The organism is Leptothoe sp. ISB3NOV94-8A (assembly GCF_043421595.1).
Lineage (GTDB): Bacteria > Cyanobacteriota > Cyanobacteriia > Phormidesmidales > Phormidesmidaceae > Leptothoe > Leptothoe turfae.
The window spans coordinates 3,349,640-3,364,107 of the sequence record NZ_JAXSQW010000001.1 but is presented as its reverse complement, the minus strand read 5'-3'; the positions used below and the strand labels follow the sequence as shown (position 1 = coordinate 3,364,107).

Genomic DNA, 14,468 nt, shown 5'->3' with positions numbered 1-14,468 from the left:
ATGTTTTCTGATCCATGTTAGGAGGTGTTTACTCTTTTTAGAGAGTAGTTAATAACTGAGCGTATTACAGCATTATGACAATGATAATAGTCAGAACAGATTTGCTTATGGGAAACACCATTGTAGGAGATCCTGATGTGTGTGCTTTGCTTTGTGGCTATTTCAGTCGTTTCCAGGTTATCGCCCTTACAAATAGTCAATAACTATGTCTGGTTTCTCCTCAGCCTTAGAGTATCAAAGCATACCGCATCATGTTTTTGAACAGGTGCGAAGGAGTCTCTCTGGGCTGTTGACAGACGATGAATATTATCTCTCTGAGCAGGATTTAGGCAATGGTCAATTGCCTGTGGAAGCTGATATCGCCAAGTTTTCGCTGTTTTCGGTAGGGCAAATTAATGGTTTGCTCATAGCTCAACCTGGTGAAGTAAATCATTATCTAGTTTGCCTTTGTACCGATCCGGTGGCGATTGATCGTTTTTTATCTCTGCCTTGGCTAGTCCAGGGATTGAGTGGTTCCAGTCAAGATACCATAGGGCAACTGCAGCAGCGGTTAAATCGGTCTGTCGCAGAGCCATTGTCTGAAACCTATACCTTTGAGAGTCAGTACCTTATTAACTTAATGAATCAGCTTGTGCTGGATGTGAGTGATCTAGCGCAACGTTCTCCAGATCCGTCCCTATCATCGGCTACTATTCTGCAGCGTATTGTTACCCGTTTGCAGCAGTCAGAACCACTGGCATCCTTGATTCAATTAACTCTAAATGAAGTCTGCGAATGGTTGTGTCTTGACCGGTTATTTGTTTATCAAGTTGCTAATCCCCCTCCCAAACCTGAACAGTCGTTGTTGCAGAATAAGGAGGGTAATGTCTCGTCTTGCATTACCTACGAGGCACGTGGGCATCCATCTACGGAGTCTGTTCTCTATCGTTCCGACGCCCATTGTGTGTCGGATGCGTCCTGTGCTGAGCGATATGCCCAAATGTCTCAGGCAGCAGGGTATATCGCGATTGAAAACATAGAAAAACACTATCAAAATCACCCATGTTTGCTCAAGCAACTCAAACACGTTAATGTCGCATCTCAGTTGGTAGTGCCTATCTGGCTGGGCGATAGATTGTGGGGGTTATTGATCGCCCATCAGTGTACCAGTGAGTCAGAGAGGTCATCTCAAAAGCTGCGCCATTGGCAACCATGGGAAGGGCAGTTTCTGGTTAAGGTTGCAGAACATATCGCCATAGCGATTCGTCAAAACGATTTGCAACAACAACTCCAGTATCAAAAACTGATGCTTGAGGCGCAGGTTGAGGACCGAACCCAGAACCTTAATGATACATTGATAGCTGCTGAAGCTGCTATTAAAACTAAGAGTGAATTTTTGGCCACCATGAGCCATGAGCTCCGGACGCCATTGACCTATATTATTGGCATGTCGGCCACCTTATTGCGCTGGTCTTTTGGAGAGTTGAGTCCTCGTCAACGTGATTATCTCAACACCATTCATAGTAGTGGAGAACAGCTATTAGACATTATCAATGACATTCTGGAAGTCGCTAAAATTGAGGCGGGACGTACTGTCCTTGAGATCAACAATTTTTCCCTATCTAATTTAGCCCGCAGCAGTCTAGAGAGTTTTCGGCAACAGGCTCAGTCTAAAGAGGTAGATTTACGAATAAATTTAAGGCTGTCGGAAAGTGAGGATAATTTTTGCGCTGATCCACGTCGAATACGTCAAATTTTAGCCAATTTACTCAGTAATGCTGTTAAATTTACCGATGCCAATGGGCGAGTTAGTTTACGGGTTTGGCGTGATCCACAGAATGTCATGTTTCAGGTGGAAGATACTGGGATTGGTATTCCTGAGGCGCAGCAGGCGGTTTTGTTTGAAACATTTAAGCAGTTAGAAGCGGCCCGTCAGCGTCAGTATCCTGGTGCTGGTCTGGGGTTAGCGCTCACTAAACAACTTGTTGAACTGCATAATGGCTCAATTCAGGTGGTTTCCACACCGGGTAAGGGGTCCATGTTCACCGTGCGGATTCCGCTACAGCATCCAGACGTTCCATCTCACTCCTATCAAAGTGTTGAACCGATTACTGGTCGGATTATTCTGCTGGAAGATGATGAAAGTAGTGCCAGTTTAATTTGTGATTTATTGACCGCTGCCAACTATCAGGTAATTTGGGTGATCGAAGGGTCGCGAATTGTCCACCAGGTAGAGATTTTGCAGCCTGTAGCCATTATTCTCAACCACCATTTAGTCAGTGGGAATAGTCAATATATTGTGGATGATCTCAAGCACTACGTGGCTACATCCGGAATTAAAGTGATTTCGTTGATGCAGGCTGAGGATATGGAAGCCGAGGGTGAACTTTCTATGGATGGCTTTGATGATTACTTGGTGAAGCCTATCCATCCACCAACGCTGCTCAGTAAGATTCAGGCTTTACCTGGTTAGGTTGCATGGCTGTCCCAGGCATCGTTATTTGCCCTAGGTACAGCCAGTTGAACTGGTATGGTTATTAGGCTTTCGGGGAATATGCCAGGTAAACTGTCTATACTGTTGGCTCCATAATTCAGCCTGGGTACACTCTCCAAAATTGCTGGATAATGGGACGCGCAACTATCCGAATGCTGCGGAAGATTTACTCCAGCAAGCTGTTCAGGGGCTGCTAAAGCTGATGCTAGGCCAGGTTCTTAAGGAACGCTATCAATTAGTCAGAGTGCTGGGGGCAGGTGGCTTCGGGCAGACCTATGTGGCTAGGGATTTATTTCAGCCCCAAACACCTGAGTGTGTGGTTAAACAGTTAAAGCCAGCGAGCAATGATGCCACTTTCCTCAAGGTTGCGCGGCGGCTGTTTGATACGGAAGTGTCTACGCTCAGGCGTTTAGGTACCCACAGCTGTATTCCTAAACTACTAGATTCTTTTGAAGAGCAGCAGGAGTTTTATCTGGTTCAGGAGTTGATTGATGGTGAGTCTTTGGGAGATGAAATTCGTCGTGCGGGACGGCTAAGCGAAGACCAAATCATTACCTTACTACAGGAAACCTTAGGGATTCTTAAGTTCGTCCATGATAATCGCGTTATTCATCGTGATTTGAAGCCTGATAATCTAATTCGACGTAAGAGTGATAATAAGCTGTGCCTGATTGACTTTGGAGCCGTCAAAGAAATCCGTACCCAGTTGGTCAATAGTGAATTGACGAGTCTAACGGTCGGTGTAGGCACACAAGGGTATACCCCCAGTGAGCAACTGGCCGGTAAGCCGCGTTTGAGTAGTGACATTTTTGCCTTGGGAATGACGGCCATCCATGCATTAACTGGGCGAGCCCCTACAGACTTACCGGATGATATGTCTTCCCTGGAGCTGCGTTGGGAAGAGTATGCCAATATCAGCCCGGGGCTCAAGTATTTATTGAAAAAGATGGTGCGTCATTATTTCTATCAGCGCTATCAATCTGTTGCGGAAGTACTCTACGATCTGGGCCATTTAGATGAATTGGCTGAAAAGGCCGATCAGCTGACAGTGGCAGAGACGTTTTTGCCCCAGGCAACGGTCTGGCAGCCATCCCGCAAGGAGAGTATTCGGGCCGTTGCGATCGCAACGGCTGTAACCAGTGTCCTAATTCTCGGTTTTCGTCAGCTTCAAGCTTTTGTACCTTTAGAACTACAGGTATATGACGGTTTGGTGGCCTATCAGCGGGATTTAGGCCCCGATCCCCGCATTCTGCTTGTTGGGATTAACGAACAGGATCTCAACAATCAGCAGCGTGATAGTCCGTCCGATCAGTCAATTGCCGATGCCCTTGAGATTATTCAAAGCCATCAGCCAGCCACCATTGGTTTGGACCTGCACCGTAATTTCCCCATCGGTGAGGGACGAGCGGCGTTGGCTCGTAGTCTGACCGCTGACAACATTATTGGTATTACCAAGTTAGGGGACTTTCAAGGCGAGAGGATTCCACCCCCTCCGGAGCTGAGACCTGAACAGGTGAGTTTCAATGACTTTCCTTTGGATCCGGACGGTAAAATTCGACGTAATCTTTTGTATGCCAGCCTCAGCACTGACGAAGACGCCGAGGTCCATATATCATTTGGCCTCCTGGTGGCCATGCATTATCTAGAAAAGCAGCATGGTTTGCAGCCCGCACCCGGGGACAGGGAAGATGAGTTTTTAAAGCTGGGTGACACGGGGTTCAAGCTAATGAATTCCACTTTCGGTGGCTATCAATCGGTGGATGCAGCCGGATATCAAATACCGATTACCTATCGTTCACCGACGCAGTTGGCCCAGCGAGTTTCATTGACTGACATTCTGACAGATGCGGTTGATCCTGAGTTGATTACTAACAAGGTGGTTTTGATTGGCACGACAGCCTACACCAGCACTGACAAATTTTTTACCCCCTATACCCTGCGTAGTGATATCAGCGATGAGAATTATTTAATGTCAGGGGTGGAGGTGCATCTTCACATGGTCAGTCAGTTTTTAAGTGCTGTTTTAGATGATTACCCACTGCCCTGGGCCTGGCCGGACGGTGCAGAAATTGCCTGGATTATTGTTTGGGCCAGCGGCGGCAGTTGGCTTACCTGGCAATTGCGTAAGCGACGTTATTTACTGCTCGCCTATGGCATTGGGGTAGTTGCGATCGCAGGAACAACGGTTCTGTTCTTTTTAACCAATGCCTGGGTGCCAGTTGTTGCGCCCTTAGCAGCTTTTACTGTCGCCAGTGGCAGCCTCTTAGCCTATCGTCGTTATCGCCAGCGATATCCCCGCTTAAGATAGACCGGAATCTGCGTTAGGATCAATGAGTAGCTGTAACCGACTTTCTGAGTAAAAACATGGTGGAGAAAATTCAAAAAACAGACGCAGAATGGCAAGCACAGCTCACCCCCGAGCAATATCAAGTGGCTCGCAAGCACGGTACAGAGCGAGCGTTTACCGGTAAGTATCACGACAACAAAGCAGCCGGTATCTACAACTGCGTCTGCTGCGGGGCCGAACTCTTCTCGTCTGAAACCAAGTACGATTCTGGTACAGGTTGGCCTAGTTTTTGGGCTGCCAGTAAGGCCGAAAATGTTGCCACAAAGCGTGACTTTAGTCTCTTTATGGTGCGCACCGAAGTGCTATGTGCTGTGTGTGACGCCCACCTGGGTCACGTTTTCTCCGATGGACCTCAGCCCACTGGAGAGCGCTACTGTATGAACTCAGCCGCCCTTGATTTTGTGCCGAAGGAAAACGCCTAGTTTCCCTTTGTTTATGGAGTTAGCGGTTGACTATTGTGGTCGGGGCATGCCCATCGTGTGCCTCCATGGCCATCCCGGCACGGGGCGCTGTATGTCAGTGTTTGCGGACTATCTATCGCCTCATTTTCAGATTATTGCACCAGATTTGCGTGGTTATGGTCGCAGCCGTGCCACCCAACCCTTTACCATGGAGCAGCACCTGGATGATTTATCGGTGCTGCTAGACCGTCTGGATCAGCCCTGTTTGTTGTTGGGATGGTCCCTTGGCGGTATCTTGGCCATGGAGTTAGCCCTGAAACATCCTGCACAAATTGCCGGTTTAGTTTTAGTGAGTACTGCCGCCAGACCAGCGGGTCGTCATCCATCCATTAGCTGGCAAGATAACCTACTGACAGGGATTGCGGGGGTAATTAACTGGTTAATTCCAGGCTGGTCATGGAATATCTCCACCTTTGGTCAACGCTCACTGTTTCGCTATTTGATCTCCCAGCATAGTGCTCAGGCCTATCGATATCTCGCTAGGGAAGGCACACCCGCCTTTATCCAGACATCGACCTTGGCAAATCGAGCTTTAAACACCGCGCTGAGGCAAGGGTATAACCGTTTGGGAGAATTACACCGCATTTCTCAACCTTGCCTGATGCTAGCCGCGGCTAATGATGTGCACATCACGCCAGAGTCTAGCCAGGAAACAGCCGTTATCTTGCCGAATTGCGAATGTCGTTTGTACGATAATGTTGCCCATTTAATGCCTTGGGAAATAGGACCGCAGCTGTGTAACGACATTGGTCAATGGCTGCAAACCCATGAATTTTGGCAGGCTTGACGAACGCTATACCTGAATCGCGGATGGCGCTGTTATTTTGAACAAAAAGGCTCGTTCCCTCATATGTCAGAATATTTTGACTAACAACAAAAGGTGTTTGGTTACTGCTCCAAACACCTTTTGTCAAAACCTACTGAGCAAATTTCTTGTAGTTTTTTTAGCCTAACCCGCTAGTTGTTATAAACGGGAGTTACATTGCTAGGCTCCGTATATTCCACCGTCAAGTGTGCGGGTTCGGCACAGCACTTAATGGCAACGTCAATTTGTTGTGCCCCTTCTTGCTCTAGATCTTCAATGTAACCCCCTTGATATTGGGTTGCCTCACGTTCTGTATCAAATGGACCAAAATAATAAAGACAGCGAGGTTGGGATGTGGAAATCTCAACCCACCAAGGCTTTGAAAATGAGCTAAAAAGATTACTCAAAAAGCTTTTCATAAAATGAGTACCTGTTGTTATTAAAAATCCAGCTTACGAGCAGCCTAAAATTGCGCTTATAACATTTATACAGTGTGATTTTGATCCCCGCCAAGATTAATAGTCGGTAATTTTTCTAACCATCGCTGTCGATAAATCTCATACAGCACCATACCTGTTGCGACTGAAGCATTCAAACTGGGAGTTTTGCCAGCTAGAGGGACAGAGACTAAAACATCGCAAAGATTTTGAATCGATAGGCTGAGACCCTGACCCTCTGCACCGATGGCTAGCACTATCGGGCGATCAAACTGGGTTGTATGGACTGCTTGCCCTGCTTCAGCAGCTGTTCCATACACCCAAAACCCTGCATCTTTAAGTTGTTCTAAAGCACGTCCCAGGTTAATAACTCTGGCAACGGGTAATGTTTCCAAGGCCCCGGCGGCAACCTTTGCGACCGTTGGCGTGATCCCCACGGCGCGTCGTTGGGGAATGACCACACCCTGGGCACCTAATGCTTCAGCTGTGCGAATAATGGCTCCTAAATTATGGGGATCGGTAATGCTATCAGCCGCAACAATGACTGGTTGACGGCAGGCGGCTTTGGCTTTGGCCACCAGGTCATCCAGCTCAATGTAGCTGTGGGAAGCAATTTGCGCCACAATGCCCTGATGATTTGCCCCCTGGGTGAGCTGGTTAAGTCGTTGGGTATTGACCTCATCGACGACGGCACCGTTGGCTTTGGCATCTAGGATTAGCGGGCGAAAGCGAGCATCAAATACGAGTCTGGCATTGACCCACAGCCGATTGATGGGACGCTCATTTGCGATCGCAGCTTCTACTGAATGACGTCCGTATACTAAATCTGGGCGTTCCTCTTGCAAGGTCTCTGCTGGGGGGGTGGAACGAGGCTTGGGTGGTCGCCCTGATGCATCCTTAGGACCGGGTCGTCGCTTTTTAAATGGCTTGCTGGATGTCTGCTTAAAGGATGGTTTAGCATGTCCCTTCCGCTGAGGACGAGATTTGCCTTTGGCCGGACGTGGCCGATCGGACGACGGTTTAACCATGGGTTAGGAGTAGAAGCGGAGTCACATCATACCGCTTAGTTGTTGTTTGGGGGAGTGGGGAATAGGGCGTGGGGCGTGGGGCTATAGAGGAACTGGCAAGGGATAGATGCTCCTAAGGCAATTGCCTTAGGAGCGTGAGTTTCGTAGCTTTTCACGTTGAGAGACTACTGAAGAGTAGAGGTAACGCTTAAGTTCTTGAGTAACTCACATAGCCGAGGTTGGTCAGTGATGTAGAGATAGCCAACCAGGGCTTCGAATGCAGTTGACTGTCGATATATTTTTGCTGACAAACGTCTTGGGGCTTTAGACGTAGCATTGCGTCCCCGTCGAACAATGTCAGCTTCCACATCGCGTAAGTGAGGCGTTAACTGTTCAAGATAGGCAGCCTGCTGTTCAGCCTTTACCTGGCTTACCACCTGCTGATGAAACATCTGTATCCGCTGGGGTGGCCATAAAAACTGCATACGAACATAGAGCTCGAACACAGCATCACCGATATAGGCCAAGGCTATCGGTGGGACAGACTGCACCTGCTGGAACTGGAGAGCACCCGGTGAGAATATCTCTGTCAGTTCACTTGAAGTAGGTAGCGGGACCTTGATGTCGTTAGCGCCATCATGACTGTCCATCAAAACCTCCCGCGCTTAAACACTCTAATGAGTAAGCACGCCATGGGTCTATGGCGTTCCAAATCGAGCCCACGGTTGCGATCAAGAATCCTTGAGATTCTCAAGGGCAGTGTCAACGTTGGGCTGTAACGAAAGAAACTGTTCCAGACGGACAAGCTTTACCGTCTGAGTAACGCGAGCATTCGTTACCACTTGAACACTACCGCTTTCACCCTTTGCTTTTTTCACCAGCTGCACTAGGGCACCTAGGCCCGAACTGTCGACAAAATCAATCGCCGATAGGTCGAGGATAATATGGGTGGGGCCTTCTTCAATGTACCGATTCAGAACCTTACGAAATGTGGGTTCTGAAAATGCATCTAATAGACCAGTGAGGCGAAATATTTGACATTTCCCCCTAACATCACGGGTGCCTCTCAAACTTACGGTTAGGGTCAGCGACTCAGCGATAATAACCTCCTAAAGGCAATAGATACGGCAAAATCAGACGTTTAATTTTAGGTCAGGATCTTTCCGACTGCAAGGAAATTAAGTGAAACGTAAATGCACTTATCCAGGGTTAACCGAGGGCTAATTTCGGACTCATCTGGGGCTTTTCTGTCACTTAATGGAAAATATAGATTACCCTACACCATTGCTGCGATGATCAAGCATAAGGGTAACGAATTTTTCAAATAAATAATCTGCGTCATGGGGTCCGGGACTGGCCTCTGGATGATACTGCACTGAAAAGATGGGCAAGGTTTTGTGTTGTAGACCAGCGACAGTCTGATCATTGAGATTCAAGTGGGTTACTTCAACCTCTGTGGCTGGAATTGTATCAGCATTGATGGCAAAACCATGATTCTGACTTGTAATTTCTACCTTTTGGGTGAGACCACAGGGTTGATTTAAACCTCGATGTCCAAATTTGAGTTTGAAGGTTTTTGCGCCAAGGGATAGCCCTAGGATCTGGTGTCCCATACAGATGCCAAAGGTGGGCAACTCGCTATCTAACAGTGCTTTGACTAGAGCTGGAGCAGATTCTACAGCTGCCGGATCGCCTGGTCCGTTAGACAGGAAAATACCGTCGGGTTTATGCTTAAGAATCTCTTCTGGCTCTGTATCAATAGGGACTACGATGACGCGACAGCCATGGCTGGCTAAGCGGCGCAGGATATTACGTTTGATGCCAAAATCAATGGCGACCACCGTCAGGGGTGTAGCCGTTCTATCATGGGCGGTAGATGTGGTAGATGTAAATTCCCAATGGGTATCTGTGGGCTCTGTCCATTCATAAACTTCGGTGGTGCTCACCTCCTTTACCAGATTTAACCCTTCCATACTGGGGATGAGTTCAAGTTGCTGTAGTAACCGTTCAGGGTCAAGAATTTCACTGGAGATTGCTCCATTCATGGCACCTACCGTTCGTAGTTTGCGGGTGAGGGCACGGGTATCGATGCCATAAATGCCTGGAATGTTGTGCTGTTTTAGGTGGTCAGGTAGAGATGTGGTGGAGCGCCAGTTGCTAGGACACTCACAAATATTTTTTGCGATCGCACCATTCACCTGAGGAGTCGCTGATTCATCGTCCTCATTATTAATTCCGGTATTGCCCAATTCCGGGTAAGTGAAGGTGACAATTTGTCCGCGATAGCTAGGGTCGGTCAATACTTCTTGATACCCTGTCATGCCTGTATTGAAGACAATTTCGCCCACTACTGTACCGGTGGCTCCAAAGGACCAGCCACGAAAAACTGACCCGTCAGCTAATACTAATAGGGCTGGTTGTGAGCTAGTGGAAAAAATAGACATGGGTTACAACAGGGAAATAAACGCGGTGCCTTCCCACCCAGAACACGTTGGAACATGATGGGGACCCGTACCATCCTAGAGGCCATGGGGAACTTTTGAACAATGCTTGAGAAAAAATGCATCAGAATTCTTCAAATTCTCTGTCTAGGGACCCTAGCGGCCTGTCAGATTAGTCCAGTATCAACCGACACTTTAGAGAGAACAGAGAGGGAAACAGCCTCCGTCCCGGTTCAAATGAGTGCTTCGGTGGAGGCCGATGAAACTAATAATAAGGCTGGTATTGAACCTGATGCCGCTAATGCTGCAACTGTTCCAGCGAGCGCAGCGGAACTATCCACAGCCTATCAAGATGCCATTAACCTGGCATCTAGTGCTTTTAAATTAGGTCAGCAGGCCACATCTCCAGATGATTGGGATTTAATCGTTGGCCGTTGGGAGCAGGCAGTTCAAAAACTTCAGGACGTACCGGCAGGCGAGCAAAACTATGCAGTTGCCCAAACTAAACTGAAAGACTATGAGCGTAATTTAGCTCAGGCAAAGCAGCGTTTGGCCGATCTCAAGCAACCCCCAGCCGAAATAAGTTTAAACAGGCCCACACCCATTGCTAAGGATTCTACGGTGGCAGTGGCGACTGCTCCTGTAGCCGCCACTGCCACCGGGGTAGCACGTGTGCCGATTATCCAGCGTCGTGGGGGTACCCCCGTCATTGCGGTGAACTTCAATGGCAGACGATATCCCATGATTTTGGATACCGGAGCCAGCCATACGCACATTACCCGATCCATGGCCAATGATTTGGGTATTAATGTGGTTGGTCAGGCATCGGTGGCAACGGCCAGCAATAGTCGTGCCGTTGTTGATGTGGGCTATGTAGAGTCCATTAGTGTTGGCAACATTACCCATCGCAACCTGCCCGTGAGTATTGGTGATGCTGTGCCTATTGGGTTGTTAGGAAATGATGTCTACAAAAATTTTGATGTCATTTTGCAGGTGAACTCTGTAGAGTTTCGGCCCCGTTAATTCTGCAAAGGCAAAGGGGTCTTCCCCCTGAGGGTCGATTCCCATGTCATGAATGTTAGAGCTGATATAACCTGAGTGTAGGAATATAAGGACAATGATTAGATGCCTTCATATTCCATCACCCCACCCGATACATTGATTCTCCTTGTAGCTTTTCAAAAGCTAATTGTTTTACCAACGCGCTGCCATGTCTGAGCTTCGCATCGTTTCGCTAATTCCCAGCGCTACAGAAATTGTTATCCACCTAGGATTTGGAGAGTCACTGGTGGGTCGTTCCCATGCCTGTGACTTTCCGCCGGAGGTGCAGAAATTGCCAGTGTGTACGTCCCCGAGTTTTCATCCCACTGGCAAAAGCCAAGAAATTCATGACCGGGTCAGCGAACTGCTGCATCGAGGGCTGAGTGTCTATAACGTCAATGTGGAGAGGCTACAGGAGCTGCGTCCCACACACATTTTGACCCAAGACCAATGTGAGGTTTGTGCTGCCAGTCTGTCCGATGTGAAAAAGGCGGTTGCCCAGATCATTGATCCCCAGCCTGAAATTATTTCTTTAAAGCCTCAAATCTTAGCCGACCTGTGGGACGATCTCCGGCGGGTGGCAACATCATTAGATGCAAACAATGGAGATGCGATCGCAGATCTCACCATTGCGCAACTCCAGGGGCGACTCCAGGAGTGCTTGGCAAAGGTGCCAGCCAAGTTACCCCAACCCACCGTTGCCTGTCTAGAGTGGACCGATCCGTTGATGGGGGCAGGCAACTGGGTGCCAGAATTAGTGTCCATGGCGGGCGGTCATCCTTTATTTGGGAAAGTGGGGCGTCATTCTCCCTGGCTGCCTTGGGACGATCTCAATGCGGCTGAGCCAGATATATTAGTGGTGATGCCCTGTGGTTACGATCTGCAACAGGGCCGTCAATCGGTGGATCAGCTCACCCAAATGTCTTCCTGGCAAAATCTAAAAGCGGTTAAAGATGGCCGTATCTTTTTGGTGGATGGCAATCAATACTTCAATCGACCGGGACCCCGTTTAGTGGATTCTCTGGAGATTTTGGCGGAGATTCTGCACCCGGATGAGTGTTCCTTTGGGTATGCGATGAAGGCGTGGAAAATTTATTAGGGTCGCAAGAGTTATTTGTTATTGATCCTTGGTTATTCGTTAGTTGCTGTTTGTTAAGTATTAGCCTAATTGCGGCAATCAACTAATAACTAGGAACTAGGAACTAAGTACTAAAGTGCTGATATCCCTGTCCTTGATCCAATCGAATATTAGGCCCATGGTTCACATCGTCAATGAGTCGAATTTCATTGGCCGCAGTGGTCTGACCAATAATCTGACTGCCAGGTAGTTTATTGACAAAACCCTTGGCAATATCTGGTGGTAGGCTCAGCAACAGCTCAAAATCTTCGCCGCCGTAGAGGGTCCAGTTTTCGGCGGTCGATTGCCCGACTGCTTCGGTTAAACCAGGGGGAATCGGTAGCTGCGATCGCAAAACTTTTGCCCCCACCTGACTCTGATGGCAGATTTGAATGACAGCGTCTGCCAGACCGTCGCTGGTGTCCATGGCAGCGATATTGCCGAAATCTTGTAGCTGTAAGTGTAGGGCTGCGATCGCGTCAAACCTGGGTACAGGTCGTTGGTGGGCTTTAATCCATGACTGGGCTGCCGAGCCTGATCCCTTGAGTTCATCTAGTTCATCTAACAGTAGGGCTAAGCCTGCACGGGAGGCCCCATGAATACCGGTAGTCACAAGGGTTTGGTTGACTTGGGCGCGACTGCGATAAATAGCTTGATGCTGGGGGACGATACCTAAGGCGGTAATGGCTAAACTGCGCTGGTTGCCTCGGCAGAGGTCGCCACCGATAATGGCACCGCCGTATTTTTCTAAACAGTTATGCATCCCCTCATATAGCGCTTCGACCCAGCCCCAAGGTGTAGCTGGCGGTAGGGTGAGGCCGATAGTGATGCCCATGGACCTGGCACCCATGGCTGCCAGGTCCGACAGGTTAACGGCGACAGCCCGCCAGCCGAGGGCATTGGGGGATAGGGTGCGATCGCAAAAATGTACCCCCTCAATTAAGACATCTGAGGTAACCACTAGCTGTTCACCAGCCGGTAACGACTGCACAGCGCCGTCATCACCAACGACGGCTGCGCAATACTGACGCAGCCGTTTGAGGATTTCGTGCTCACCTAATTGAGCAAGGGTGATGCCAGCGGTGCTCAAACCTTTGGTTCAACCAAATTATCTAAACCATTCACCACCTTAGCGGAGATGATTTTGCCGCCCTGGCGGCCCATGTGATCCAGGGCATCCTGTCCTTCAATGGTGTAGCCAAATACCGCATAGCGACCATCCAGCAGATTGAGCCCGGCGGGTGTTAACTCTGGCTCAAATAAGAAGAAAAAGAATTGGGACGATCCTCCATCTGGCTCAGACTCAGGACGGGCCATGGCTAGGGCACCAAACGAGTTAAACGGTAGTACAGGCTTCTCTAGAAAACGTCCTAGTTCTTCCAGTGTGGCTCCATAGGTGGGTTTTTCATCACCTTCCACCAAAATTTCTAGCGGAATAGCACGATATTTCTGGGTTTTTGGATCAATAAACCCAGCTTCAGGACCGTCTGGGTCACCCGTTTGTAACACATAGTTTTCTTCAGCTCGGTCAAAGGTCATGCCGTCATAAAAACCCCGCTTCACCAAGTCCACGAAGTTGCCCGCAGTAATGGGTGCACTGTAACCGTCAACAACTACGATTACGGGGCCTTCATTGGTCTTAAATTCGATGGTGGCGCGACCTTTCAATTGAGGAAGGTTGTCATACTCGGTCGGTACTTCGTAGGGAAAGCCCTTCACCATTAAGTATTCCAGGTCACCGATGGTATTGAGGGTGACTCGTCGACTTGCCCACAGGGTTTCTAAGTCCTTGGTTTTGACCGCCTTCTCCATTACTTCCAGTTGACTATCCATCTTTTCCAGCAACGGGTCAGCCATGGAGCGCCGCTCTTCAGGAATTGCTTCGACAATGGCCGCACGCTTACGATGAATTAGCTTTGACGATTGGTAAATATCCCGCTTTGCTCGGCCCCACTGTTTTGTACGTAATGCATAGTTCAAACCTTCTAACTTATCCTGAACCTTTCGAATCTCAGGACTATCAATGGGTAGGGCATAGCGTAATAGAGCATTAGGGTCAGTAATGGCATCACCAGGGGGTAGATAAGCAACTGGTAAGGCTACTGAAGGGATGGGACCAGCCTGGGCAGACGGCACTAAAAACCAACCCATGCTGAGGAAAAAACTAAAACCGACGCCTAAAAGACCCGCAAGAGCGGCCTGAAAGCTGTATTGAAAACGAGCCATAGTTGTAAATTAACGACAACGGCGTGACAAACCTTTACGATCTTGCCATAGTGTGGCTCGTCTCAGATAGTTCCTGTTAGGGAGCTAAACGTCTTGTACCCCCGACTGCATTG

General features: G+C 48.6%; 13 protein-coding genes. 6 read left to right on the top strand and 7 right to left on the bottom strand.

What is annotated here, in order from left to right; translation table 11 throughout:
• The first annotated feature begins 205 nt into the window (after positions 1-205).
• The 4 genes from SPB21_RS14235 (at position 206) to SPB21_RS14220 (ending at position 6,068) form a co-directional block, all read left to right on the top strand.
• On the top strand, positions 206-2,452 hold the full coding sequence (locus SPB21_RS14235) for a hybrid sensor histidine kinase/response regulator (protein ID WP_499866966.1): 2,247 nt from the start codon (positions 206-208) through the stop codon (positions 2,450-2,452).
• A gap of 142 nt (positions 2,453-2,594) precedes the next feature.
• Positions 2,595-4,781, top strand: coding sequence for a CHASE2 domain-containing protein (locus SPB21_RS14230; RefSeq protein ID WP_163665445.1), 2,187 nt, complete (start codon positions 2,595-2,597; stop codon positions 4,779-4,781).
• Between the two features lie 56 nt (positions 4,782-4,837).
• Positions 4,838-5,242, top strand: a complete 405-nt coding sequence (gene msrB, locus SPB21_RS14225) for a peptide-methionine (R)-S-oxide reductase MsrB (protein WP_163665443.1) — start codon at positions 4,838-4,840, stop codon at positions 5,240-5,242.
• A gap of 13 nt (positions 5,243-5,255) precedes the next feature.
• Complete coding sequence (locus SPB21_RS14220; protein WP_163698679.1) at positions 5,256-6,068, top strand: alpha/beta fold hydrolase; 813 nt, start codon at positions 5,256-5,258, stop codon at positions 6,066-6,068.
• 170 nt (positions 6,069-6,238) lie between these two features.
• On the opposite strand, the gene SPB21_RS14215 is transcribed toward SPB21_RS14220, so the two are convergent.
• The 5 genes from SPB21_RS14215 to carA all read right to left on the bottom strand — a co-directional run bounded on the left by SPB21_RS14215 (position 6,239) and on the right by carA (position 9,974).
• Entirely contained in the window at positions 6,239-6,505 is a 267-nt protein-coding gene (locus SPB21_RS14215; protein WP_163665439.1) for a DUF1816 domain-containing protein, read from the bottom strand.
• Positions 6,506-6,570: 65 nt separating this feature from the next.
• Complete coding sequence (gene rlmB / locus SPB21_RS14210) at positions 6,571-7,551, bottom strand: 23S rRNA (guanosine(2251)-2'-O)-methyltransferase RlmB (RefSeq protein WP_499866963.1); 981 nt, start codon at positions 7,549-7,551, stop codon at positions 6,571-6,573.
• 164 nt (positions 7,552-7,715) lie between these two features.
• Positions 7,716-8,180: a Mini-ribonuclease 3 gene (locus SPB21_RS14205; protein ID WP_499866961.1), complete on the bottom strand. Its 465-nt coding sequence runs from the start codon at positions 8,178-8,180 to the stop codon at positions 7,716-7,718.
• A gap of 81 nt (positions 8,181-8,261) precedes the next feature.
• The gene (locus SPB21_RS14200) at positions 8,262-8,600 is read right to left on the bottom strand and encodes an STAS domain-containing protein (RefSeq protein ID WP_006515003.1); all 339 of its coding nucleotides are present in this window, start codon (positions 8,598-8,600) and stop codon (positions 8,262-8,264) included.
• A 201-nt stretch (positions 8,601-8,801) separates the two neighbouring features.
• On the bottom strand, positions 8,802-9,974 hold the full coding sequence (gene carA / locus SPB21_RS14195) for a glutamine-hydrolyzing carbamoyl-phosphate synthase small subunit (RefSeq protein ID WP_163698677.1): 1,173 nt from the start codon (positions 9,972-9,974) through the stop codon (positions 8,802-8,804).
• A 102-nt stretch (positions 9,975-10,076) separates the two neighbouring features.
• Between carA and SPB21_RS14190 the strand changes: the two genes are divergently transcribed.
• Both SPB21_RS14190 and SPB21_RS14185 read left to right on the top strand, forming a co-directional pair.
• A complete protein-coding gene (locus tag SPB21_RS14190) occupies positions 10,077-10,994 on the top strand; it encodes a retropepsin-like aspartic protease family protein (protein ID WP_499866959.1) in 918 nt (305 codons plus the stop codon).
• 187 nt (positions 10,995-11,181) lie between these two features.
• On the top strand, positions 11,182-12,111 hold the full coding sequence (locus SPB21_RS14185) for a cobalamin-binding protein (protein WP_499062248.1): 930 nt from the start codon (positions 11,182-11,184) through the stop codon (positions 12,109-12,111).
• Positions 12,112-12,214: 103 nt separating this feature from the next.
• On the opposite strand, the gene thiL is transcribed toward SPB21_RS14185, so the two are convergent.
• Both thiL and SPB21_RS14175 read right to left on the bottom strand, forming a co-directional pair.
• Entirely contained in the window at positions 12,215-13,219 is a 1,005-nt protein-coding gene (thiL, locus tag SPB21_RS14180; protein WP_499866957.1) for a thiamine-phosphate kinase, read from the bottom strand.
• On the bottom strand, positions 13,216-14,355 hold the full coding sequence (locus SPB21_RS14175; protein ID WP_163696840.1) for a peptidylprolyl isomerase: 1,140 nt from the start codon (positions 14,353-14,355) through the stop codon (positions 13,216-13,218). The genes thiL and SPB21_RS14175 overlap by 4 nt, the downstream gene beginning before the upstream one ends.
• Positions 14,356-14,468: the final 113 nt, after the last annotated feature.

Excerpts from the sequence above, each read along its gene's own strand:
- SPB21_RS14185 (WP_499062248.1), top strand. The coding sequence starts at position 11,182 with ATGTCTGAGCTTCGCATCGTTTCGCTAATTCCCAGCGCTACAGAAATT.
- SPB21_RS14205 (WP_499866961.1), bottom strand. The coding sequence starts at position 8,180 with ATGGACAGTCATGATGGCGCTAACGACATCAAGGTCCCGCTACCTACT.
- SPB21_RS14215 (WP_163665439.1), bottom strand. The coding sequence starts at position 6,505 with ATGAAAAGCTTTTTGAGTAATCTTTTTAGCTCATTTTCAAAGCCTTGG.
- SPB21_RS14220 (WP_163698679.1), top strand. The coding sequence starts at position 5,256 with ATGGAGTTAGCGGTTGACTATTGTGGTCGGGGCATGCCCATCGTGTGC.
- rlmB (WP_499866963.1), bottom strand. The coding sequence starts at position 7,551 with ATGGTTAAACCGTCGTCCGATCGGCCACGTCCGGCCAAAGGCAAATCT.
- SPB21_RS14175 (WP_163696840.1), bottom strand. The coding sequence starts at position 14,355 with ATGGCTCGTTTTCAATACAGCTTTCAGGCCGCTCTTGCGGGTCTTTTA.
- SPB21_RS14190 (WP_499866959.1), top strand. The coding sequence starts at position 10,077 with ATGCTTGAGAAAAAATGCATCAGAATTCTTCAAATTCTCTGTCTAGGG.
- SPB21_RS14235 (WP_499866966.1), top strand. The coding sequence starts at position 206 with ATGTCTGGTTTCTCCTCAGCCTTAGAGTATCAAAGCATACCGCATCAT.
- carA (WP_163698677.1), bottom strand. The coding sequence starts at position 9,974 with ATGTCTATTTTTTCCACTAGCTCACAACCAGCCCTATTAGTATTAGCT.
- msrB (WP_163665443.1), top strand. The coding sequence starts at position 4,838 with ATGGTGGAGAAAATTCAAAAAACAGACGCAGAATGGCAAGCACAGCTC.